This window comes from uncultured Bifidobacterium sp., assembly GCF_959020145.1.
GTDB lineage: Bacteria > Actinomycetota > Actinomycetes > Actinomycetales > Bifidobacteriaceae > Bifidobacterium.
The window spans coordinates 1-25,363 of the sequence record NZ_CAUEQY010000002.1; the positions used below are offsets into that span (position 1 = coordinate 1).

At 57.7% G+C, this 25,363-nt stretch carries 16 protein-coding genes and 1 tRNA gene; 12 read left to right on the plus strand and 5 right to left on the minus strand.

The annotated features are described in order from the left end of the window. Window positions 1-17 precede the first annotated feature (17 nt). The 4 genes from polA to glgX all read left to right on the plus strand — a co-directional run bounded on the left by polA (window position 18) and on the right by glgX (window position 6,662). A complete protein-coding gene (polA, locus tag Q5H33_RS00990) occupies window positions 18-2,843 on the plus strand; it encodes a DNA polymerase I (protein WP_302422680.1) in 2,826 nt (941 codons plus the stop codon). Between the two features lie 52 nt (window positions 2,844-2,895). Continuing rightward, window positions 2,896-3,801: a Nif3-like dinuclear metal center hexameric protein gene (locus Q5H33_RS00995; RefSeq protein ID WP_003809533.1), complete on the plus strand. Its 906-nt coding sequence runs from the start codon at window positions 2,896-2,898 to the stop codon at window positions 3,799-3,801. Window positions 3,802-3,807: 6 nt separating this feature from the next. Next, complete coding sequence (locus Q5H33_RS01000) at window positions 3,808-4,431, plus strand: NUDIX hydrolase (protein WP_039774991.1); 624 nt, start codon at window positions 3,808-3,810, stop codon at window positions 4,429-4,431. Between the two features lie 86 nt (window positions 4,432-4,517). Beyond that, complete coding sequence (gene glgX / locus Q5H33_RS01005; RefSeq protein ID WP_011743102.1) at window positions 4,518-6,662, plus strand: glycogen debranching protein GlgX; 2,145 nt, start codon at window positions 4,518-4,520, stop codon at window positions 6,660-6,662. 87 nt (window positions 6,663-6,749) lie between these two features. Here glgX and Q5H33_RS01010 read toward each other — a convergent pair whose 3' ends face one another. Further along, a complete protein-coding gene (locus tag Q5H33_RS01010; RefSeq protein WP_117762489.1) occupies window positions 6,750-7,919 on the minus strand; it encodes an ABC transporter permease in 1,170 nt (389 codons plus the stop codon). A gap of 99 nt (window positions 7,920-8,018) precedes the next feature. On the opposite strand from Q5H33_RS01010, the gene Q5H33_RS01015 reads away from it, so the two are divergent. Further along, window positions 8,019-8,092: transfer RNA gene (locus Q5H33_RS01015), tRNA-Pro, on the plus strand. 67 nt (window positions 8,093-8,159) lie between these two features. Here Q5H33_RS01015 and Q5H33_RS01020 read toward each other — a convergent pair. Then, entirely contained in the window at window positions 8,160-8,525 is a 366-nt protein-coding gene (locus Q5H33_RS01020) for a phage holin family protein (protein WP_003809526.1), read from the minus strand. A gap of 123 nt (window positions 8,526-8,648) precedes the next feature. Here Q5H33_RS01020 and aroA point away from each other — a divergent pair, with 123 nt between their 5' ends. Continuing rightward, a complete protein-coding gene (gene aroA / locus Q5H33_RS01025; protein WP_196218814.1) occupies window positions 8,649-9,989 on the plus strand; it encodes a 3-phosphoshikimate 1-carboxyvinyltransferase in 1,341 nt (446 codons plus the stop codon). 137 nt (window positions 9,990-10,126) lie between these two features. On the opposite strand, the gene guaA is transcribed toward aroA, so the two are convergent. After that, window positions 10,127-11,689, minus strand: a complete 1,563-nt coding sequence (guaA, locus tag Q5H33_RS01030) for a glutamine-hydrolyzing GMP synthase (RefSeq protein WP_003809522.1) — start codon at window positions 11,687-11,689, stop codon at window positions 10,127-10,129. Between the two features lie 456 nt (window positions 11,690-12,145). Between guaA and Q5H33_RS01035 the strand changes: the two genes are divergently transcribed. The 4 genes from Q5H33_RS01035 (at window position 12,146) to Q5H33_RS01050 (ending at window position 19,851) form a co-directional block, all read left to right on the plus strand. Further along, window positions 12,146-14,623, plus strand: a complete 2,478-nt coding sequence (locus Q5H33_RS01035; RefSeq protein ID WP_302422592.1) for a phosphoketolase — start codon at window positions 12,146-12,148, stop codon at window positions 14,621-14,623. A 202-nt stretch (window positions 14,624-14,825) separates the two neighbouring features. Next, complete coding sequence (pta, locus tag Q5H33_RS01040) at window positions 14,826-16,496, plus strand: phosphate acetyltransferase (protein ID WP_021912839.1); 1,671 nt, start codon at window positions 14,826-14,828, stop codon at window positions 16,494-16,496. 89 nt (window positions 16,497-16,585) lie between these two features. Beyond that, window positions 16,586-17,815: an acetate/propionate family kinase gene (locus tag Q5H33_RS01045; protein WP_302422594.1), complete on the plus strand. Its 1,230-nt coding sequence runs from the start codon at window positions 16,586-16,588 to the stop codon at window positions 17,813-17,815. A 215-nt stretch (window positions 17,816-18,030) separates the two neighbouring features. Further along, window positions 18,031-19,851 (plus strand): acyltransferase family protein, encoded by a 1,821-nt coding sequence (locus Q5H33_RS01050; RefSeq protein WP_033499423.1) that lies wholly within the window; start codon window positions 18,031-18,033, stop codon window positions 19,849-19,851. Between the two features lie 120 nt (window positions 19,852-19,971). On the opposite strand, the gene Q5H33_RS01055 is transcribed toward Q5H33_RS01050, so the two are convergent. Continuing rightward, entirely contained in the window at window positions 19,972-21,297 is a 1,326-nt protein-coding gene (locus tag Q5H33_RS01055) for a nucleobase:cation symporter-2 family protein (RefSeq protein WP_034524438.1), read from the minus strand. A gap of 109 nt (window positions 21,298-21,406) precedes the next feature. After that, the gene (locus Q5H33_RS01060; protein ID WP_003809512.1) at window positions 21,407-21,988 is read right to left on the minus strand and encodes a xanthine phosphoribosyltransferase; all 582 of its coding nucleotides are present in this window, start codon (window positions 21,986-21,988) and stop codon (window positions 21,407-21,409) included. Between the two features lie 200 nt (window positions 21,989-22,188). Between Q5H33_RS01060 and Q5H33_RS01065 the strand changes: the two genes are divergently transcribed. After that, a complete protein-coding gene (locus Q5H33_RS01065; RefSeq protein ID WP_046999233.1) occupies window positions 22,189-24,828 on the plus strand; it encodes an ATP-dependent helicase in 2,640 nt (879 codons plus the stop codon). Window positions 24,829-24,963: 135 nt separating this feature from the next. Beyond that, window positions 24,964-25,362 carry a DUF4418 family protein gene (locus tag Q5H33_RS01070; RefSeq protein ID WP_021912834.1) on the plus strand — a complete coding sequence of 133 codons (399 nt, stop codon included), beginning with the start codon at window positions 24,964-24,966 and terminating at the stop codon, window positions 25,360-25,362. Window position 25,363 lies beyond the last annotated feature (1 nt).

Genomic DNA, 25,363 nt, shown 5'->3' on the forward strand with positions numbered 1-25,363 from the left:
GCGCTAACACACCAACTGTGGAAGGCACTTCACGCGGAACGCTATTGGTCGTTGACGGCCATTCTTTGGCGTTCCGCGCTTTTTTTGCCTTACCCGTAGAGAATTTCAGTACATCATCAGGTCAGGCCACCAACGCGGTCTGGGGATTCGCCACCATGCTTTCGCAGGTGATCGATGCCGAACATCCAGACCATCTTGCCGTCGCATTCGATGTGAAGGGCGGCACGTTCCGCAACCAGATGCTGCCGCAGTACAAAGGAACTCGCGACGCGGCCCCCGAGGAACTGCTCAGCCAGCTGCCATTAATCCAGCAGATGCTGACGGCCTTGGGCATCACATACATCGAAAAACCCGGTTACGAAGGTGACGATGTGATCGGCACGCTCGCCAGCATGGGCGACCAGGCAGGCTACCGCACATTGGTGCTGTCCGGCGACCGTGATGCTTTCCAGCTGATCAACGACGACATCACCGTGCTGTATCCCGGCCACCATTTCAAAGACCTCAAACATATGACCCCGGATGCCGTGCAGGAGAAATATCATGTCTCTCCCGCGCAATACCCGGATCTGGCCGCCTTGCGCGGAGAAACCGCTGACAACATCCCCGGCGTTCCCGGAGTCGGCGACGGATTCGCGGCCAAATGGATCAACCAGTACGGCGGACTTGAGCAGATCATCGAACACGCCGACGAGATCAGCGGCAAAAAAGGCGAAGCCCTGCGCGAAAACATCGAACAGGTCAAACTGAACCGTTCCGTGAACGCTTTGGTTCGTGACCTTGATCTTGGCGTGTCGGTATCCGACCTGACATTTGGACAAGTCGACGCTGGTCAACTCGACGATCTATTCACCAAGCTCGAATTCGGTGTTCGGACCAAGAATCGCGTGCTCAAAACGTTCAATGCGGACAAACCATCCGGGGACGTGCACGAATCCAGCAAGCTCGGGCTGCCACATGTCGAAGACGTCAACGATCCGCATGTGGTGGAGACATGGGTCCAAAACCATTTCCCCGTGGTGCAGGAACATCTGCACGAACGCCATGAACGCTCCTCCAACGACATTCCGGAATTCGGCTTCGAAATCGATTCTTCGACCCGTTGCACGGACAAGGTGAAACAGTCCTGGACGCTTTACGCCGAAGGCACGAGCAAACCCGGAGAAGCCTCTCTTTCGGCATTGATGATCGCCGTGCACGGCGAAGCCATTCGCATCGACGTATTCAGTCCGGATATGGTGCAATGCCTGCAAAGGCTGTTCGACCGCTATCACCATTCCATGGTCGTGCACGGTTACAAAGAACATGCGCATCTGCTGGGCAGCATCGGCGTGGAACTTCCGGAACCATTGTTCGACACCAAGCTCGCCGGATATCTTGTCCACCCGGATTTCCACGCGGACACGCTGGAACAGGCTGCGGCTCATTTCCTTGATCTGCACATCGAAGCACAAGCCGAAGCCGCGACACAGGGGACCTTGGACTTCGACGAGCCTGAGGAAAACGATTCCAAGAACGACGAGCTGATACTCACCCGCACCGCAATCGTGGGGCTTTTGGCCGAATATTTGGCCGGTGTGCTGGATAAGCGCGAACAATTCGGTCTCCTCAAATCCATTGAGCTTCCGGTCTCTCAGGTCCTGCATGGCATGGAACAGGTCGGCGCCCAAGTGGATATGACACGTCTGGTGCAGATGCGCGACCAACTTGCCGCCGACGCTGCCCAGGCACAGGAAACGGCGTGGCAGTTCGCGGGGGAGCAGGTGAACCTGCAAAGCCCCAAACAGCTGCAGAAGATCCTGTTCGAAGACATGGGATTGAAACCGACGAAAAAAACCAAGTCCGGTTCATACACCACCAATGCCGCGGCATTGCAGACCTTGCGTGACCGCTCGTACGATAACGACCGCGCATGCCAGTTCCTTGACGCGTTGCTGATGCATCGTGAAAAGAACAAGCTCAAGCAGATCGTGCAGACGTTGATCGACGCCACAAACCGTCATGACGGTCGCATCCACACCACTTTCGAACAGACGGTGGCAGCCACCGGACGATTGAGCTCCGTCGATCCAAACCTGCAGAACATTCCGAACCGGGATCCCGCAGGTCGTGAGATTCGATCCGCGTTCGTGCCGGGAGAGGGCTTCGAATCGTTGCTGAGCTCCGACTACTCGCAGGTCGAACTGCGCATCATGGCCGACCTTTCCGGTGATGAGGCGTTGATAGAGGCCTTCCGCTCCGGCAAGGACTTCCATAAGTATGTGGCCAGCTTGGTCTACGGCATTCCCGTTGACGACATCACGTCCGATCAGCGTAGCCACGTCAAGGCGATGAGCTATGGACTTGCCTACGGTCTGAGCACGTATGGACTTGCCCAGCAGCTCAAGATCAAGCCCAAAGAAGCCGAATCGCTGAAAAACCAGTATTTCGCCACTTTTGGCAAAGTCCATGAATACCTTGAATCGCTTGTCTCGTCCGCACGCGAAAAAGGATATACCGAAACCATTTTCGGAAGGCGCAGGTATTTCCCCGGTCTCAAATCGCCGAACCGTGCCGTGAGGGACGCGGCCGAACGCGCCGCGTTGAACGCGCCTATCCAAGGCTCGGCGGCGGACATCATGAAAATCGCCATGATTCGTGCGTATGACGCACTGCAGGAAGCGAACCTTGGAAGTCGCCTCATACTGCAGATTCATGATGAACTTGTGGTGGAGATCGCGCCCGGTGAGGAGAAGCAGGCCACCGCGCTGGTGAAGGATGCCATGGAGCATGCCGTCACCATGGCCGTTCCGTTGGACGTATCGACGGGCATCGGTTCCGATTGGCAATTGGCGGCCCACTGATCCGTTCCCGTCGGATAATCGAAGGCTGATTAAAAAAGAAAGAAGGAAGATTGTGGCAACGCTGAAGCAGGTCGTGGATGTGCTTGAAACGCTGTATCCGCTGCGATACGCGGAACAATGGGATGAGCCGGGACTCATCGTGGGAGACCTTCGCCACGACGTGCGCAACATCGCGTTCGCGGCGGACCCATCCATGGCGGTGATCGACCAGGCTATCGCCGGAGGCATCGACCTGCTGATCTGCCACCATCCGCTGTTCTTCCGTTCCGTGCATGCGGTCTCCGGACTAGGATTCCGTGGTGAGATCGTCCGGAAGCTCAACCTCGCCGGTTGCGCGCTGTGGGTTGGGCACACCAATGCCGATGCCTCCTACCGAGGAGTCAGCATGGCCGCCGCCGACGCGTTCGGCCTGATCGAACAGCGTCCGCTGGTACCCATCGAAGATCCGAAAGCCGAACATCCGGTCGGATTGGGCCGTGTCGGCCGGTTGCAGGAGCCGATCGCATTGCGTGATTTCGCCCGTCGTGTGGCCGACGCGCTGCCATACACCGAACTTGGCGTGCAGGTGTGCGGCGACCTTGACGCGACGATCGGCACGGTGGCGGTATTGCCGGGCTCGGGCGATTCCCTGTTCGATGAAGTGCGTGCCGCAGGCGTCGATGTGTATGTGACCAGCGATCTGCGCCATCATCCGGTGACCGATGCCATCGAGCAGGCGCGCTATGAGGCGTCCATGCGTGCCGCGGACATCGAACTCGGCCGAGGCGACGCCACTGTTCGTCCGATGTTCATCAACACGCCACACAGCGCCATCGAATCCATATGGTTCCAATACGCTATGGGCGATGTGCCTCGTGCCGTATCTGAGGCGACCGGAGACATCCCCACCGTCCGCTGGATTTCCATGAACACCGATCCCTGGAATCTGGTACTGCCGTCCTGCGGGCAGGAACGCTGAACGACGATGTCCGATACGACCAGCATGGATATGTCGCTGAACGAATCCAGCGATGGCGTGGACATGACCAGACCGGCCACAGTACTCAGCAGAGAGCACGTGTATCAAGGCGCGATTTTCGGCGTGGAGGACATGCGTATCGCGTTGCAGACACGAGACGGCGGACAAACCGTGATCCGCAGACAGGTGATGCGGCACGCGCCCTGTGTGGTCATGCTGGTGCATGACTGCGCGCAGGATTTGTACTTGGTCGAACGAGAATACCGTGTCGGCTGCGACGCCTTCGCCTACGGTCTGCCGGCAGGACTCATCGATGACGGGGAAGACGTCGATGCGGCCGCATTGCGTGAGCTGCGCGAAGAGACCGGCGTCGAGCCAATCGACGAAAACAGTTGCGATATCGACCATGTCGGGCAATTCTATTCATCCGAAGGCATGACCGACGAACTGGCCAACATCATGGTGGTGCACCTGCGCCACTGGCAGGCCGTCGAACGGCATTTCGACGCCGACGAGCATGTCGAATCTGCTTGGATCCCGTGGAAGCAGCTACGAGACACGCACATCACGGCCTCCAATTCGGAGATCGCCATTTTGCATGAGCAAATTCGCAGAATGCGGCAACAATAGCGGCCTGCAGGTTTCGAATTGTAAAAACAATCGCCGGAATAAACGAAATAACGAATTCAACTCGCAAAACGTGCGATACTTGAATTATGCAAATCAGACCTGGATCGATGTATCCACTCGGTGCGAGCTACGACGGCGCCGGCGTGAATTTCGCCCTCTTCTCTCAAGTGGCCCAGAAAGTCGAGCTTTGTCTTTTCGATGAGGAAGACCGTGAGACCCGAGTGGAAATGACGGAGCAGAACTCCTACGTATGGCATAACTATCTGCCGGGAATACAACCCGGGCAACGGTACGGCTATCGTGTGTACGGTCCGTATGATCCAGCAAAGGGCCTGCGGTGCAACCCGAACAAGTTGCTGCTCGACCCGTACGCAAAAGCCATCGAGGGAAACATCGACGGTGACGAAAGCCTCTATTCGTATTGGTTCAAAAGCCCTGAGGACGTCACCAGCATGAATACGCTGGATTCCGCGCCGCATACCATGAAATCGGCCGTGGTCAATCCGTATTTCGACTGGGGCAACGACCAACATCCGAACATCTCCTACCATGATTCGGTAATCTACGAAGCCCATGTGCGTGGCATGACCAATCTCAACCTGGACGTGCCGCCGGACATCCGTGGAACCTACGCGGGCCTCGCATATCCATCGGTCATCGAATATCTGAGGAAGCTCGGCGTCACCGCCATCGAACTTATGCCGATCCACCAGTTCGTCAACGACAGCTTCCTGCAGGAAAAAGGCCTGAGCAACTACTGGGGCTACAACACCATCGGCTTCTTCGCGCCTCATAACGCGTACTCAAGCTCCGGACAACGCGGCGAGCAGGTCAACGAATTCAAATCCATGGTCAAGGCCTACCATCGCGCCGGCATGGAAGTGATCCTCGACGTGGTGTACAACCACACCGCCGAAGGCAACAACCTCGGCCCGACCCTAAGCTTCAAAGGCATCGACAACGGTGCCTACTACCGTCTGGTCGACAACGACCGACGCCACTACTTCGACACGACCGGCACCGGCAACTCCCTGCTGATGCGCTCGCCGCACGCGCTGCAGCTCATCACGGACAGCCTGCGCTACTGGGTCACCGAAATGCATGTCGATGGTTTCCGATTCGATCTTGCGGCCACGCTGGCCCGCCAGTTCCAGGAAGTCGACAAGCTGTCCGCCTTCTTCGACATCGTCGAACAGGATCCGGTCATCTCCCGTGTCAAGCTCATCGCCGAACCTTGGGATTTGGGTTCCGGCGGCTATCAGGTGGGCGGCTTCCCGTCCAGCTGGTCCGAATGGAACGGCCGCTACCGTGATTGCGTGCGTGACTTCTGGCGTTCGCAACCATCGACGCTACCGGAATTCGCCAGCCGTCTGATGGGCAGCTCCGACCTGTATCAGATGAACGGCCGCCGTCCGGTGGCTTCCGTGAACTTCATCACCGCACATGATGGCTTCACCATGAACGATTTGGTGAGCTACAACGAGAAGCATAACGATGCCAACGGCGAAGGCAATAGGGATGGCGAAAGCAACAACCGTTCCTGGAACTGCGGTGTCGAAGGCCCGACCACCATCAAGGACGTCAACGACCTGCGGCAACAGCAGATGCGCAACATGTTCGCGACGCTGCTGTGCAGTCAGGGCATTCCGATGATCTGCGGCGGCGATGAGGTGGCACGCACGCAACAGGGCAACAACAATGCCTATTGCCAGGACAACGCCATTTCATGGACCAATTGGGATCTTGACGATAGTCAGAAGGATCTGCTTGAGTTCGTTTCGAAGCTGATTCATCTGCGACTCGAGCACCCGGTGCTTCACCGTCGTCGTTTCTTCACCGGCCGCGAGCCAGGAGACCCGGACGATAAGATTCCGCAGGTCGAATGGATGGACCACACCGGTTCCATCATGGACATGGAAGATTGGTCCAACACCCACGCGTTCTCGGTGATGATCTATCTGAACGGTTCCGATATTCCGGAAGCCGACTGGTATGGCAACCAGATGGTGGACAATAACTTCATCCTGATTTTCAACGCGCATTACGAGCCGATTATGTTCACCTTGCCGGACGAGCGGTATGGCAAGAAATGGCGTCTGGTCGTCGACACGCATAATCCGAAGGGTCCGGAACTCAACTATGAGGCCGGCTTCGCGATCACGGCGCAGTCGAGAAGCTTCCTGTTGCTGATGAGCGATAGAAAGCCCACCACAAAGAACTACGATTTCTGATAGCCATGAGAACAGGCGAGGTGCCATCCGTACGGGTGACACCTCGCCGTATTGTTTGTGGACTGTGCTCGTGAACCGTTACGAGAATTAGACTTCCGACGAGAGTCGGGAAACGGTTCCAGGAACGGTTTCGCTGACCTCCGCAAGATTCTCGACGGATTCTGGCCGCTTGGTTTGCGCCAGAATAAGCTGCGTCTGCACACGATCGGATTCGATGGCCGCAATCTGCCGTGAAAAGATGATGAACCAGCCCAGAAACATCATGCCGGCAAGAGCCTCGACGTTCGTCAACGTGTTACGCCCCGCCAACCACTGGAACCCGGCAAGAGCCCCGATCACGATAGCTAGGTCTGAAATCACATATACTACTTTTGAAAGCTGCGGGGCCAGCCAAGGCAGCGCGATCATCAGCACGCTCATCAGGCAGGGAAGACCGCGGGCGAATACGTTGTGCAGAATCGGATGCGGCGTGTAACGGAACATGCCGATGCCGATGAAGGCGATGCCTGCGAGCGTCAGCATGGTCGATAGCAGAAGAATCCGCGCCTTGAAGTGTTTGGGAGCTTCTTTTTCATCGCTTGCAGACAGATACTGCATCTGCAGACGGTGCGTGGTGATGAGCTCCGAAATCGCGAAATAGCTGATGATGACGATGCAGACGCCGGCCAACATCAATGTCGAATTGAACATACGAGCAGCAAAAGTGGTTCGATCGCCCAATTGGGAGAAATTGTTGTTGTACCAGTATGGATCATCGGACGTCAATCCTGCGATGCTGACACCGGAAACCACGAAGAACGGCAACAAGGATGCGATGGTCTTGGCATTCATGAGTTCCGCCTGTACGAACGTGACATAGCCTACGACCCCCGAGATCGCGGCGCAGAGCGCAGTCAGATAGCCTTTTAACGTGCGCAACCCCATCATGTTGCTGGCAATGGAAAGCAGCATGAACGCCGTGACGAAAATGGTCGACGCGTAGACCACGGACAAAGCGAGTATCTCGAAGATACGGCGAATAGGAATGGTCCAGCCATGTTTCAACGTCATCGACCTGGAGTTGCGCGCATACCCCAAGGTGAACGAGATGACTCCACATCCCGCGGTGATTCCGGCACACACGGTGAACAGGCGTTGGGTGACACGCCAGATGGCGGGAGCGAATTGCAGATATAGGTCCATGGCGATCCATGCAAGAGTGGCGCATGCCATGAAGGAAATGATGCCTGAAGCCTCGGCTTGCTGATGACGTCCCATGCGCGTTCCCTCCAGTATTTGCCATTCTAGCCTGTCGTTGTCCTACCATACGCTACAATGGAAACTCGTGTTCACCTGCCACGTGCGGGAGTGCATGAACGGGCTGTAGCGCAGTTTGGTAGCGCGTCTGCTTTGGGAGCAGAATGTCGCAGGTTCAAATCCTGTCAGCCCGACAACGAAAGTAATGTCCTCCGCAATCGGATAGATTGCGGAGGACATTTAGTTATATACGCGATCGCATCAGTCCTGAATGACGGTGCCGACAATGCCGGAGACGATGGCCATAATCAGCGATCCGATTACGGACCACCAGAATCCATCGATGGTTACTCCCACGTCGAACAGGCTTATGGCCAGCCAAGACGCAAGCTCCATGAACAGCCAGTTGATGATTAACGCGATTAGTCCGAACGAGAGAATCGAAAATGGCAATGCGATGGTGTGCACGATCGGTTTGATCGACGCGTTGATCAACGCAAGGAACAACGCGAACGCGCCGATGCCGAGAATGGGTGGTTCGCCAACGGCGTGCATGCCGGGAAGCAGTGTGACCATGACCCCGGCCGCAATGGTCAAAACCAACCAACGTGAAATGAAATGCTCCATGACAGCATCGTATTACATTGCGTTGTCTTATGAAAAAGGAATGTATTTGTGGAACATGCCAGGAAGACGACCTATGCGAGACGGGCGCGGCGTTTTCCACATGGTTTGGTTACCATGAACCATATGGAAGCACTTCATGAGAACCTGTGGCCGGCACCGTATGCCGGCAAACCGTTGAACGCCACTGTGGTGGTACCGGGCAGCAAATCACTGTCGAACCGTTATCTCATTCTCGCGGCGCTCGGACATCGACCCGTGCGATTGGTCGGTCTATTGCGTTCACGTGACACCGAGTTGATGATGGACGCGTTGCGCGCGTTGGGAGTGCGCTGCGAAATCGACGAGCAGGTTGACACCACGGTTACAGTGGTGCCGCCGTCCGACGGCCGGTTCCACGGTGGTACGAAGGTGTTCTGCGGTCTTGCGGGAACGGTGATGCGCTTTGTGCCCGGTCTTGCCATGTTCGCGGACGGTCCTGTGGCTTTCGACGGTGACGAGCAGGCGTACGCGCGTCCGATGAAGCCGGTGTTGGACGGTCTTGAACAGTTGGGGGCATGTATCGAATACCACGGCGAGGAAGGTCGACTGCCATTTACAATCACTCCACCTCAAACGGTGAGCCAGTGCGCTGAGCCGAGCATGGTCAGCATTGATTCTTCGGGATCCTCGCAGTTCATTTCAGGACTATTGCTCATCGGCTCTCGAGTGCCAGGCGGTTTGGAACTGCATCACACGGGGGAGAAGACGCCGAGTTTGCCGCATATTCGCATGACCGTGGCCGATCTGCATGGTTCCGGCGTGCGTGTCAACGCAGACGAACACGCTCGCGTGTGGACCGTGCAGCCGGGAGCCGTGCAGTTGCCCGAAACTGTGACGGTCGAACCTGACCTGTCGAATGCCGCCCCGTTCCTTGGCGCAGCGCTCATCGCCGGAGGAACCGTGCGCGTACCTCATTGGCCGGAATCCACTACGCAACCCGGAGGCATGCTTCCGGGATATTTGGAACGTATGGGAGCCGAGATCAGCTTCCCGGTGATTGACGACGTCCGGTACTGCGAAGTGACCGGCAACGGTCATGTCAGCGGCCTAGGTGATTTCGACTTGACGGCGGCAGGTGAGATCGCGCCGTCGCTTGCAGCGATTCTGGTTTTTGCGGACAAGCCTACCCGCATGATCGGCATCGGTCATTTACGAGGGCATGAGACGAACCGTCTGGAGGCTTTGGCCAACGAGATTACGCGCGTTGGGGGAGCTGCCCACGAACTGCCCGATGGATTGGAGATAACCCCTGTGTCGGCGAATCGTCTTAGACCATCCGTGATGGAGACTTATGCCGATCATCGTATGGCCACATTCGCGGCGATGCTTGGCCTACGCATCAAAGGCATCCAAGTGAAGAACGTCGCCACGACGGCGAAAACCCTACCGAATTTCGTGGATCTGTGGAATGACATGCTTGTTTGACGGATATGCAAAAGTGACGTCGGGGGACGTTCGGTCCGTCTGACGAGAGCGGACTTGTTTCCGTAACATAGCGGAAGGGGCTTTCCACAAGAATAGTTTGTGGAAAGCCCCTTCCGCTATGCGTCAAGCCTGCGGGCTCACTCCCATTCGATGGTTGCCGGCGGCTTGGAAGTGCAGTCAAGCACCACGCGGTTGATCTGACGGCATTCGTTGGTAATACGCGTCGAGATGGTGGCGAGCACGTCGTACGGGATACGCGACCAGTCGGCGGTCATGGCGTCTTCGGACGACACCGGACGCAACACGATCGGCGAGCCGTAGGTGCGTTCGTCACCCTGCACGCCCACGGAATGCACGTCGGCAAGCAGCACGACCGGGCACTGCCAGATGTCGCGGTCGAGGCCGGCCTTGGAAAGCTCCTCACGTGCGATGGCATCAGCTTCGCGCAACAGGTCAAGACGTTCCTTGGTGATTTCGCCGATGATGCGGATGCCGAGACCCGGACCCGGGAATGGCTGACGCCAGACAATCTCATCCGGCAGACCGAGTTCGGTGCCAATGGCGCGCACCTCATCCTTGAACAGGGTGCGCAGCGGCTCGATGAGCTGGAATTTGATGTCCTTCGGCAGGCCGCCCACATTGTGGTGCGATTTGATGTTGGCCGCGCCATCGCCGCCGCCGGACTCTACGACGTCCGGATACAGCGTGCCCTGCACGAGGAATTTGACTTCCTTGCCGGAGGCACCGGCCTCTTCGATGACCTGACGCTGCGCCTTCTCAAAAGTGCGGATGAACTTCTCTCCGATGATCTTGCGCTTCTTCTCCGGCTCGCTCACGCCCTTCAATGCGGTGAGGAAGTCTTCGGAGGCGTCCACGGCGATGAGCTTGATGCCGGTGGCCTCGACGAAATCATGCTTGACCTGCTCGGCCTCGCCCTTGCGCAGCAGACCGTGGTCCACGAACACGCAGGTGAGCTGCTCGCCGATGGCCTTATGCACCAGAGCCGCCGCGACGGCGGAGTCGACGCCGCCGGACAGGCCGCAAATCACCTGGGCGTCGCCGACCTTCTCGCGGATTTTCTTGACCTGGTCCTCGATGATGTTGGACGCGTTCCAGTTATCGCCGAGGCCGGCGCACTTGTGCAGGAAGTTCTCGATGAGCTTCTGGCCCATCGGAGTGTGCTTGACTTCCGGATGCCACTGCACGCCGTACAGTTTGCGGGACTCGTCCTGCATGGCGGCGACCGGTGCGCCTTCGGTGTGGGCGAGCACTTCGAAGCCTTCCGGCGCGGTCTTGACGGCCACGCCATGGCTCATCCACGTGCTTTGCTCTGCGGGAGAGCCGTCGAGCAGACCCTCCGCCTTGTCGATGGTGGTTTCCGTTTTGCCGTATTCGCCCAGGGCGGCCTTGTCGACATCCGCGCCCAACGCGTATGCCATGGCTTGGAAGCCGTAGCAGATGCCGAGCACCGGAACGCCCGCGTCGAACAGCTTCTTGTCGACGCGCGGAGCGCCCGGTTCGAACACGGAAGCGGGGCCACCGGACAGGATGATGGCCTGCGGATCCTTGGCCAGCATCTCATCGACCGGCATGGAATGCGGCACGAGCTCCGAATAAACATTGGCCTCACGCACGCGACGTGCGATCAGCTGGGCGTACTGGGCTCCGAAATCGACAACGAGCACAGGACCTGCAGCCATAACACTCTCCCTTTAATATGAGGTATCAAGAAACGAACAATACTAACTGCTCTATTGTGACGTTGCAAGGAGACATTGGAAACACGTGAACGGAGAATGAACGAATCTCACAATTGCTTACTCCCACCTACTCAACACGCCGCGTGTGTATCTAGGGAAACGAACGTGGGAAACATGTGTTAACCGACTAAAAACGTTGATTTTGAGCCGTTTTTCAATCTTTTTGATAGAGTGTGAAGTACGCACAAAAATCCCGATAAAAGCACACATTTGCGTACAGAAAAATAACAATTGAACACACAGTCGCAAAAAAACAGCAAAAAGTCGAACCGCGCTCGTAATATGTGCAAGTGACTGGAAATGAGGCATACCGCGTAACCGCAAGGTTTTAGGCATGGCTCATGACCTAAGGAAATAAACAATCGCACATCACAGTGCAGGAGTACAGGAGTACACATGACGAGTCCTGTTATTGGCACCCCTTGGAAGAAGCTGAACGCTCCGGTTTCCGAGGAAGCTATCGAAGGCGTGGATAAGTACTGGCGTGCAGCCAACTACCTCTCCATCGGCCAGATCTATCTGCGTAGCAACCCGCTGATGAAGGAGCCTTTCACCCGCGAAGACGTCAAGCACCGTCTGGTCGGTCACTGGGGCACCACCCCGGGCCTGAACTTCCTCATCGGCCACATCAACCGTCTCATTGCTGATCACCAGCAGAACACTGTGATCATCATGGGCCCGGGCCACGGCGGCCCGGCTGGTACCGCTCAGTCCTACCTGGACGGCACCTACACCGAGTACTTCCCGAACATCACCAAGGATGAGGCTGGCCTGCAGAAGTTCTTCCGCCAGTTCTCCTACCCGGGTGGCATCCCGTCCCACTACGCTCCGGAAACCCCGGGCTCCATCCACGAAGGCGGCGAGCTGGGTTACGCCCTGTCCCACGCCTACGGCGCTGTGATGAACAACCCGAGCCTGTTCGTCCCGGCCATCGTCGGCGACGGCGAAGCTGAGACCGGCCCGCTGGCCACCGGCTGGCAGTCCAACAAGCTCGTCAACCCGCGCACCGACGGTATCGTGCTGCCGATCCTGCACCTCAACGGCTACAAGATCGCCAACCCGACCATCCTGTCCCGCATCTCCGACGAAGAGCTCCACGAGTTCTTCCACGGCATGGGCTATGAGCCGTACGAGTTCGTCGCTGGCTTCGACAACGAGGATCACCTGTCGATCCACCGTCGTTTCGCCGAGCTGTTCGAGACCGTCTTCGACGAGATCTGCGACATCAAGGCCGCCGCTCAGACCGACGACATGACTCGTCCGTTCTACCCGATGATCATCTTCCGTACCCCGAAGGGCTGGACCTGCCCGAAGTTCATCGACGGCAAGAAGACCGAGGGCTCCTGGCGTTCCCACCAGGTGCCGCTGGCTTCCGCCCGCGATACCGAGGCCCACTTCGAGGTCCTCAAGAACTGGCTCGAGTCCTACAAGCCGGAAGAGCTGTTCGACGAGAACGGCGCCGTGAAGCCGGAAGTCACCGCCTTCATGCCGACCGGCGAACTGCGCATCGGTGAGAACCCGAACGCCAACGGTGGCCGCATCCGCGAAGAGCTGAAGCTGCCGAAGCTGGAAGACTACGAGGTCAAGGAAGTCGCCGAGTACGGCCACGGCTGGGGCCAGCTCGAGGCCACCCGTCGTCTGGGCGTCTACACCCGCGACATCATCAAGAACAACCCGGACTCCTTCCGTATCTTCGGACCGGATGAGACCGCTTCTAACCGTCTGCAGGCCGCTTACGACGTCACCAACAAGCAGTGGGACGCCGGCTACCTGTCCGCTCAGGTCGACGAGCACATGGCTGTCACCGGCCAGGTCACCGAGCAGCTTTCCGAGCACCAGATGGAAGGCTTCCTCGAGGGCTACCTGCTGACCGGCCGTCACGGCATCTGGAGCTCCTATGAGTCCTTCGTGCACGTGATCGACTCCATGCTGAACCAGCACGCCAAGTGGCTCGAGGCTACCGTCCGCGAGATTCCGTGGCGCAAGCCGATCTCCTCCATGAACCTGCTCGTCTCCTCCCACGTGTGGCGTCAGGATCACAACGGCTTCTCCCACCAGGATCCGGGTGTCACCTCCGTCCTGCTGAACAAGTGCTTCAACAACGATCACGTGATCGGCATCTACTTCCCGGTGGATTCCAACATGCTGCTCGCTGTGGCTGAGAAGTGCTACAAGTCCACCAACAAGATCAACGCCATCATCGCCGGCAAGCAGCCGGCCGCCACCTGGCTGACCCTGGACGAAGCTCGCGCCGAGCTCGAGAAGGGTGCTGCCGAGTGGAAGTGGGCTTCCAACGTGAAGTCCAACGATGAGGCTCAGATCGTGCTCGCCGCCACCGGTGATGTTCCGACTCAGGAAATCATGGCCGCTGCCGACAAGCTGGACGCCATGGGCATCAAGTTCAAGGTCGTCAACGTGGTTGACCTGGTCAAGCTGCAGTCCGCCAAGGAGAACAACGAGGCCCTCTCCGATGAGGAGTTCGCTGAGCTGTTCACCGAGGACAAGCCGGTCCTGTTCGCTTACCACTCCTATGCCCGCGACGTGCGTGGTCTGATCTACGATCGCCCGAACCACGACAACTTCAACGTTCACGGCTACGAGGAACAGGGCTCCACCACCACCCCGTACGACATGGTTCGCGTGAACAACATCGATCGCTACGAGCTCCAGGCTGAAGCTCTGCGCATGATCGACGCTGACAAGTACGCCGACAAGATCAACGAGCTCGAGGCCTTCCGTCAGGAAGCCTTCCAGTTCGCTGTCGACAACGGCTACGATCACCCGGATTACACCGACTGGGTCTACTCCGGTGTCAACACCAACAAGCAGGGTGCTGTCTCCGCTACCGCCGCAACCGCTGGCGATAACGAGTGAGCCTAGGCTATTTGGCCTGATTGCTTGATAAAAGCCCCAAGGGATTGTTCCCTTGGGGCTTTTTCGTATTACGGTGCGATATGCTTGGCTTAAAACAGCAAAACCGCTAGCGCGTGTCAGTTACCGTTTGCACATTACAATTGCTCATTGTGCGAACGATGTGGTATCGCACCCGAATAATGTGAAGTACATAGGAGACACCGTGAGTTTTACCAGCGTCACCATCATCAGTCCCGAAGCGGCTAACGGCCGTAATGTTGTCGCCCTTGGAGTCACCAAGGCACTTGCCGCAGCCGGCAAGACCGGAGTGTTCCGTCCGGCGGTCTGCAGAAAAGACACCTTCACGGACGTGCTGATCGAAGCTTCCAATGCCGGTTTGAGCCGGGAACAGTCCGTCGGCGTGTGCCCCAAGCGCGCTCGTAACGATAAGGAAGGTTCGCGGGCGGATATCGTTGCGGCCTACACCCAAGCCGTAGAAACAGCCCGACCGGATGCCATGGTGATTGTCGGCACCGACAGGTCAGCAGTCAATGATCCCGCGATGTTCTCTTTCAACGCTGACTTCGCGGCAGACCTCCAATCGCCGGTCCTGCTGGCCGTATGCACTATCGAACGCACACCGGAACAAGTCAAAAGCACGGTTGAGGCATCCACCAAGGTCATCGAAGACGCCGGGAGCAAAGTCGTCGGCGTGTTCATTACTGGGTGTGACGACACGCAGCCGGATCCGCTCAAAGCATGCTTCGTCGACTACCCGGTGCCGGTGTGGACGCTACCTGCCGTCGATTTCAACGACGATGACGCCATCAGCAAGGCAGACGAAGCGTTCGCGACGAACGTCGACGCCGCGGAACTGACCGCGGCACTCGAATCGCCATTCGACGCCCCGACCACACCCTATGCTTTCCAATACGGTCTGCTGGGCAAGGCGAAGGCGGACAAGAAGACCATCGTGCTGCCGGAGGGCAACGAGGATCGCATCATCAAAGCCGCCGATTATCTGCTGGAACGCGACATCGTCGATCTGATCATCGTCGGAGACGAAAACGCCATTCTCGCCCGTGGTCAGGAATTGGGATTGAAATCGCTTGGCAAGGCGAAATTCCAAGCCAAGGATGATGAAACGGTGTTGGAACCCATGGTGGCGAAGCTGTGCGAGCTGCGCGCCAAGAAAGGCATGACCGAAGAGCAGGCGCGCAAACAGCTGGCCGATGACAGCTATTTCGGCACCATGCTTGTGGTGATGGGCATGGCGGACGGCCTCGTGTCCGGTTCCGTCAACTCCACGGCCAATACCGTGCGTCCGGCCCTGCAGGTCATCAAGACCAAGCCAGGAACATCGTTGGTATCCGGAGCGTTCCTGATGTGTTTCAAGGACCATGTCGCCGTGTTCGCCGACTGTGCCATCAACCTTAACCCCAATGCCGAGCAGCTCGCCGAAATCGCGATCCAATCCGCCGAAACGGCCAAGGCGTTCGGCCTTGAACCGAAGGTGGGCATGCTGTCCTATTCCACGCTGGGCTCCGGAAAAGGACCCGACGTCGACCTCGTCGAGGAAGCCACCACCATCGTCAAAGACAAGGCTCCCGACCTTGCGGTGGTCGGATCGATCCAGTTCGACGCGGCATGGTCTCCGACCGTGGCCGCGACCAAAGCCAAGGGCGATCCGGTGGCGGGCCATGTCAATGTGTTCGTATTCCCGGATCTGTGCGCGGGCAACATCGCATACAAGGCGGTACAGCGTTCCTCGGGAGCGGCCGCCGTCGGGCCGGTGCTGCAGGGTCTCAACCGCCCGGTGAACGATCTGAGCCGTGGCGCCACGGTCCAGGACATCATCAACACCATCGCCCTGACCGCCATCGAAGCCCAGTAATCGGGCATTTTGTAGCAAGCAACGAGTAATCTAAGGTTTTGGAAAGTCGCGTAAGCGGCACATCGATTAACACATGGAGGATGCCCACAATGGCGAAAACCGTCCTTGTCATCAATTCCGGTTCCAGCTCTATCAAGTATCAGCTGGTTGATCTTGAAACCGGCGAAGGTATCGCTTCCGGTCTGGTCGAGAAGATCGGCGAGCCGGTTGACGGTCATTACAAGCACGAGTACAACGGCGAGAAGCATGAGCTCGAAGAGCCGATTCACGACCATGAGCAGGGTCTGAAGCGCGTGCTCGGCTTCTTCGACGAGTTCGGCCCGAAGCTCGCCGACGCAGGCATCGTGGCCGTCGGCCATCGCGTGGTGCAGGGTGGTTCCATTTTCCCGAAGCCGGCTCTGGTCAACGACAAGACCATCGGCCAGGTCAAGGACCTCGCCGTGCTCGCCCCGCTGCACAACGGTCCGGAGGCCAAGGGCGCTGAGGTCATGCGCTCCCTGCTGCCGGATGTTCCGCAGATCTTCGTGTTCGATTCCTCCTTCTTCTTCCAGCTGCCGAAGGCGGCCAGCACCTACGCGCTGAACAAGGAGATTGCCGACCAGTACCACATCCGCCGTTACGGCGCCCACGGCACCTCGCACGAGTTCATCTCCTCCGTGGTCCCCGCCGTCATCGGCAAGCCGGCCGAAGGCCTCAAGCAGATCGTGCTGCACATCGGCAACGGTGCTTCCGCCTCCGCCGAAATCTCCGGCAAGCCGGTTGAGACCTCCATGGGTCTGACCCCGCTGGAAGGCCTCGTGATGGGTGGCCGTACCGGCGACATCGATCCGGCCGTCGTCTTCCACCTGATTCGCAACGCCCACATGAGCGTGGACGAACTGGACACCCTGTTCAACAAGCGTTCCGGCATGATGGGTCTGACCGGCTTCGGCGACCTGCGTGAAGTGCATCGTCTGGTCGAAGAGGGCAACGAGGACGCCAAGCTGGCTCTCGACATCTACGTGCACCGCATCGTCGGCTACATCGGCAACTACACCGCTCAGATGGGTGGCGTCGACGTGATCACCTTCACCGCAGGCGTTGGCGAGAACGATGACGTCGTGCGCAAGATGGTCTGCGACAAGCTCGCTCCGTTCGGCGTCAAGCTGGATGAGGAGAAGAACGCGACCCGTTCCAAGGAACCGCGCATCATCTCCACCCCGGATTCCGCAGTCACCATCTGCGTCATCCCGACCAACGAGGAGCTGGCCATCGCCCGCAAGTCCGCCGCCATCGCAGAAGAAGGCAAGGACTCCTACGGCAACGTCTTCTCCAAGTGAGTGACGTGTCACGTTTCGGCTGGTAGAGGAACGTGACGGCAAACGGTATGAATCTGCGCCGCCGTGCCTGATAATCGATATCATCGGTCAATCAGGCACGGCGGCGCAGTGCGTTGGGCCCCCTTTTCCGCGATTCGCAAGGGATTGCTTGGTAGTACGATACGACAGGTTGCACTGTACCGTGCAATGATGTAAGAGAGAACGGTTGGTTATTCGTGGCTGCTAAACGACGTTTCGTCGGTTTGGACGGGCTTAAAGGCATAGCCCTTATTGCGATTGTGCTGTATCACTGCGATGAGCTTTCGCTTCAAGGCGGGTTTTTCGGTGTGGATGTGTTCTTCACCATCTCCGGTTTCCTGATTTTCTCATCGCTGCTCAATCGTATCGATTCAGGTAAAGGCTTGGAACTGGGGGAGTACTTCCTCAAACGGTTCCGCCGGATTTATCCCGCGCTGTTTGCTCTTATCCCGATCTCGGCGACGTTGGCATGGCTGGTGAACCGCGACATGCTTGTCGGCATCCGGAACCAGATCATGACCGTGCTTCTGGGATGCTACAACTGGTATGCCATCAGCAGCGGAGCCAGCTATTTCTCCCAGATGAACCCTGACATATTCCGTCACCTATGGTTCATGTCGTTGCTCATGCAGTTTTATCTGATCGCTCCATTCGTGGTTTTGCTGCTGCGAAAAATCATCATCAGATGGGCTCCGGTATGCATACTGACAGCCCTTGCCGGAGCAAGCGCGGCATCCATGGGACTGCTATACCACTCTGGCGCTGACCCCACACGTGTGTATTTCGGCACCGACACGCACGCCATGGGCCTATGGCTCGGTGCCGCGCTGGCTTGGATACTGCCGATTCTCAGACATGAGCATGGGCGAGCCAATGAATCGCGGATAATGGAACGATTCCATAAGATATGGATTCAATTCGGCCCGATAGTTGCCTTTGGCTCATTGCTGGCATTGCTGTGGATGATGCGGCATATCACTCAAGGCCCAGCGGCGTTCCATGGCGGTATCTTCGTCGCCTCCGTGCTTGCTGTGGTGCTGATCGCAGGAACCATACCATTCGGATCCTGGATGCAGGATCTGCTTGTGTTCAAGCCGCTTGCCGCTTTGGGCCATTATTCGTATGGCATTTATCTGTGGCATTGGCCATTATGGCTGCTGCTGAGATCCCTGTTGCCCCAGTGGGGCGCATGGCATGCCGACAGGCTGCTGTCCTTCACCTTCATCCTCACCGTGCTGTTCGCGTTCGCATCTTGGCGACTGTTCGAGAAGCCAGTCGCTCGTGCGGGATTCATCGCGTTGATTCGTCCGATCAGTGGAGACGAAGCCGAGCATTGCGGCCGTCTGATATCCACGGTCGTGGTGCTGGCATGCTCATGGAGCTTCTGCGGATACGCTGTGGCGACGGCACCGGAACAAACCAGTGTGGCGCAATCCTTGGGTATCAGTTCCAGGCTGTTGCAGCAACGCAATCATGCCGCTTTGGAACGACGCAGAACACCGATGCCAAGGAAGCCACGACATAAGATGCCGGATGGTTCGCAAATGGCCGCCATCGGAGATTCGGTGATGCTGGCGTCCAGCAAAGGATTGCAAGACACGTTCCCCAACATCATTGTGGATGCCGAAGTCTCACGGTCGATGGCGAAGGGACAGGGTCTTGTCGATCAATTGAAAGCGCAAGGAAATCTGCGCCCCTGGGTCTTGGTGGGACTTGCCACCAACTCCGTGGTGACCAATAATCAGCTTGACGATCTGCTGAATGATGTCGGCCCCGATCATGTGCTGGTGCTCATTAACGCGCACGCTCCCGTTTCATGGGTTCCCGGCACCAATGCCGTGTTGAAGCAATTCGCCGCGGCGCATTCCAACAACGTCGTACTGGTCGATTGGGACGGGACCATTTCCCAGCATGCTGACGAACTTGCCGGAGATGGCATCCATCCGGGAATGTCCAATACGATCTACGCGCAGGCGGTCAAGGATTCAATCGCCGCTTGGATCAAGCAAGGGCACTGATTGATGCGTTGACGACTTCCATACGAGGTCCGCCACATGCCGTCGCATATGAATGATCCCCATTCCGTGGAAATCGGAATGGGGATCATTCATATGCGGACGATGCCGATATTAGGGAAATCAGGCCTCCTGATGCTGAGGAGCGGACAGAAAGTGCTCCTCGCTAGGCAGAACGGCGTTGAGAATCACAGCCACCACGAACGACACCGCGATGCAGTTGGAAGCGAAGATGGACTGGAACAGCGCCGGGAAGTTGGCGAAAATGTCGCCGACCTGGGTGAAACCGATGCCAATGGTCAGGCTCAACGCGGCGATGGTGATGTTGCGCTGCGTGTAACCGGCCTCGGAAATCATCTGGAATCCGGACAGGATGATATTGCCGAACATCATGATGGTGCAGCCGCCAAGCACAGCCTGCGGCAGGGAGTTGAAGACCTCTGCAACGGCCGGAACGAAGCTGGCGAGCACCAAAATCAGACCGCCGGAAAGAATCACCTTGCGGTTGACCACCTTGGTCATCGCCACCAGACCGATGTTCTGCGCGAACGAAGTCAATGGCAGGCAGCCGAACAAACCGGACACGGAGGAGATCAAACCGTCGCCGGCAATAGCTCCGGCGGTTTCCTTGTCGGTGGGTTGACGGTCGAGACCGACCTTGGTAAGCGCCGCTGTGTCGCCCAACACCTCAACCGAGGAAACGACATACAGCAGAGCGAAGGAGATAATCGCGCCCGGATCAAACTCAAGCTTGAACGGCATGAAATGCGGCACCGACACGACCTGCAGATTGGCGAAACCGGAGAAATCGACCTTTCCCATGAAAATCGCGACCACATAGCCCACGACAAGGCCGAACAGCACGGAAAGCTGCTTGGCGGTGCCCTTCATGAGCAGCTGGAACGCAAGGCAAGCCACCAGCGAAATCAGGCCAAGCGTCAGATTCTGCCAGCTGCCGAAATCCTTCGCGCCGGAACCGCCGCCGAAGCTCGTGGCGCCGACGGACAGGAGCGAAAAACCAATCGAGGTGACGACAATCGCGGAAACGATCGGCGGGACGAAACGACGCCAATACTTGGCCGTCAAACCAAGCACGACCTCCAACAGGCCGCCAAGCACCACGGCGCCGGCGACTGCGCCATAACCCTGATGCTGCGCGATCGACATGGCGGCCGCGACGTAGGTGAAGGAAATGCCGGTGACCATCGGCAGACGGGAACCAATCAGCCACACACCGTACAGCTGCAGGCAGGTGCCGAGACCTGCGACCAGCAGGCCGGCCTGAATGATGGCGGCGGACTGCGCGGCATCCATCTTGGCGGCCGTGGCCACCAGGAAGATAGGCGCGAGATTCGCCACGAACATGGCCATGACGTGCTGCAGGCCGAACGGAATGCCCTTCCAGAACGACACCGGTGCGTCAAGACTGCTCAACGCCTCAAAAGACACGCCTTTTTTAGTGTCTTTTGCCTTTGTCTTTTTTTCGGTTTTCTCTGTGTTCTTCTCTTCGCTCAACTGTTACATCCTCTCTTATAATCGTCTGAGCGTACTGAAAAAATCAGGAGCGGAATTCGATGGTGCCGTTTTCCGGATCCATCGATTCGACGATTGCCAGGGAATCGACGTCGTACCCTTCCTCACGCAGCTGGTCGCCACCGCCTTGGAAGCCCTTTTCCACTGCGATGCCGATGCCTTCCACAGTGGCTCCGGCCTCATGGCACAGCTCGATCAGGCCTTTTAACGCCTTGCCGTTGGCAAGGAAATCGTCGATCAGCAGCACGTGGTCGCCTTCATTGAGATAGCGCTTGGACACGATGACAGGGAACTCCTTCTGCTTGGTGAAGGAATACACGGTGGTCGTGTACTGGTCGCCGTCAAGATTGATGGACTGCGCCTTCTTGGCGAACACCACCGGGACATTGCCGAAATGACGGGCCACGACACAGGCGATGCCAATGCCGGAAGCCTCAATGGTCAGAATCTTATCGATGGTCTTGCCCTTGAAATGCTCGGCCCAGGCGGCGCCCATATGGTCGAACAGCTCGACATCGCACTGATGGTTGAGGAACGCGTCCACTTTCAGCACATTGCCGGGCTTGACGGTACCTTGTTGCGCAATGCGCTCTTCAAGTTCCTTCATGAAACCCCTTAATCTTGTCGGCCGCGAAAGCGGCATCAGATGATGGCATACGGCGAGCCGTATATAGGAGTTCAGCATACGCGCCTCAATTGACCGTGCGAGTCGGACCCCTGACCTGCTCATGTGATAAACATGAATGCTGCGAACAAATGTTTGAATATGAGCGTGCGCGAAGAAAAGAGGAATCGGTGGAACAGAGCATGGGACCTGTGATGTGCGATCCGCGGAGCCTGATAGAGGGACTCAACCCCCAACAGGAAGAAGCGGTGAAATACTACGGCCAGGCATTGCTCATCGGCGCCGGCGCAGGCTCAGGCAAGACCCGTGTGCTGACACGTCGCATCGCATGGCTGCTGGCGCATGGCTTCTGGGCAAGCAGCATCCTCGCCATCACCTTCACCAACAAGGCGGCCGCGGAAATGCGTGAACGTCTCGTGACTTTGGTCGGGCCGGAAGCCGAACATATGTGGATCTCCACCTTCCACTCCGCCTGCGTACGCATCCTACGCCGCGACGGCAAGGAAATCGGCCTTAAATCGGGCTTCTCGATTTACGACACCGCGGACAGCGAGCGACTGGTCAAACTGATCGCAGCCGACCTGAACATCGATACGAAGCGGTATACGCCACGCATGCTGCTGGGCAAGATATCCGACTGCAAGAACGCGTTGGTTTCCTGGAAAGACCAGCTGAAAAAAGCGAACTGCGATTACATCCCGGGACAGCGCGGATACCAGGTGAGCGCCGGCGACGTCGACGAACTGGTCGCCGTCGTCTACGCCGAATACCAGCATCGTCTGGCGCTCGCCAACGCAGTCGACTTCGACGATTTGATCATGCGCACCGTGGAATTGCTCCAAACCTGCCCGCAGGTGAGCGAATACTATCGGCACAGGTTCCGTTACATCTTCGTGGACGAGTATCAAGACACCAACCATGCCCAATATGTGCTCGTACGTGAATTGTCCGGCATCGATTCGGACGAACAGCCCGACCCGCAGGCGAGGGGAGCGGGCCGTGTGGGACCGAGCTGGATTACCGTGGTGGGTGATTCCGACCAATCCATCTACGCGTTCCGAGGTGCGGACATCCGTAACATCCAAGACTTCGAACAGGATTTCCCGAACGCCAAAACCATCATGCTCGAACAGAACTACCGTTCGACGCAGACCATCCTCGACGCGGCGAACGCGGTGATCGCGAAAAACGAAAACCGCAAGCCGAAGAAACTGTGGACGGCGCTTGGTCAAGGCGACAAAATCGTCGGCTATGCCGCCGACAACGCACAGCAGGAAGCCGGATGGATAGCGAACGAAATCGCACGAATCCACACCGAGGAAGACGTCGCTTACCGTGACATCGCCATCATGTACCGAGCCAACGCGCAGTCACGTTCGCTGGAAGAGGCCATGATCAACGCCAATCTGCCGTATCAGCTGGTCGGCGGCACCAAATTCTATGAACGTAGGGAAGTCAAGGACGCCATCGCGTATTTGCAGGCCATCGTGAATCCCGCGGATAATGTGAACGTGCGGCGTATCCTCAATGTGCCTAAACGAGGACTCGGCGCACGCGCGGAGGGATTGGTGGCCGGCTACGCGGACGCGCATGGCCTCACGTTCTTCGAATCCATTGAACATATGGACCAGATTGAAGGCATGACAGGCCGTACCACCAAACCGTTGGGCGCATTCCGTGATCTGATGCACGAGCTGGCCGATTTCGCCAAGGAACATGATTCGAAACCATCCGAAGTGGTGGCCGAAGTATTGGATAAAAGCGGTCTTCTGGAGGAATTGCAACGTTCCGAGGATCCGCAGGATGCTTCGCGTGTGGACAATCTTTCCCAGTTGCAGTCCGTGGCCGCCGAATTCGAACAGAACACGCCGGATGCCACGTTGGCCGGTTTTCTGGAGACCACGGCATTGGTCGCCGACTCGGATCAGTTGCCGGGAGAGGGCGAGGATTCCGGCAAGGTCACGATGATGACCTTGCATACGGCCAAAGGTTTGGAATATCCGTATGTGTTTCTTACGGGTATGGAACAGGGTACGTTCCCGCACCAGCGTGCCATGGAGGACACCAGCGAGCTGTCCGAGGAGCGTCGTCTGGCATACGTGGGCATCACCCGTGCGAAGCGTCGGCTATATGTGACCCGTGCGGCGGTGCGTGCCCAATGGGGGCAGGCCAATGACATGATGCCCAGCCAGTTCCTGGATGAGATTCCGGATGAACTCATCGATTGGAAACGTCGTGAGGCCGGTGTGGAGCGCATGCGCGCCAGCTGGGGAGATGACGACGAGTTCGGCGGGTGGGACGATGATGACGATTTCGGATCCACTTCCTTCGGCGAATCGATGTACGGATCGTCGACATACGGTTCCTCATCGTATGGTTCTGGTTCTCGCGGATCGCATTCCACTTATGGGTCGTCTCATGGATCGCACAGCTCGTATGGTTCCGGACGGTCCTCCTACGGCTCGGGAAGCCGCCGTTTCTCTGGCGGATTGCACTCTGGCTCGTCCTCATACGGTTCGTATGGCTCATCCCGGTCGTCATACGGTTCCGGCAAGCCCTCCGGCAAATCCGGTAAGGTCACCACGCGCCGCGCCAAGCCAAAGGATCTGACGAAATCGGCTCCGGCAAGTTCGTTGGACGGCAACAACGGATTGAGCATCTCGGATTTCCAGATAGGCGACAGAATCACCCATGACCATTACGGTTTGGGAAAGGTCATCGAAACGCAGGACAAGGGCGCGAATTCGGTGATCACCGTCGATTTCGGCACGGATGGCGTCAAACGATTGCTGCTTCGTGTGGCGCCTATTGAAAAGCTCTGACGGCTTTTCCAATAGGCGCCCCTCGTGGCGGCGCCGTTGTGGGCTCATAACACGGATTGAGTGAAAAAACAAGTCTTTTCTTTCGGAGCATTTGTTGCGATAATCGGCGATGTTTGCTTTTCGAGAGGAAGAACCATGCCAAGAAAACTGTTCGCCGCGATATCTCAGATTGTTCTGGGCGCGCTGATTGTCATCGCCCCGCAGACCTTCGCGCATGTGTGTGCCGTCAAAGACATGCCCATGGCATGCCGCTACACCGCTCGGGTCGCTCTGGGACTGGGTGTCGTCATCGCATTGCTGGCAATAATCGGATTTTTCGCGCCAAGCCGGGTCAGGGTCGGATTGGATCTCGCCAATGCCGTGCTGGGCGTGCTTGTCGTTCTGGTGCCGACCATGCTGGTAGGCGTATGCAGAGGCTCCATGATGCATTGCCATATGGTGACGATGCCGACGCTTATCGTATTGGGCGTGCTGCTGGCGGTGCTCGCAGCAGTCGCCGTATATCTCGATCTCAAGCCGGCAAAGCGTGGCTGAC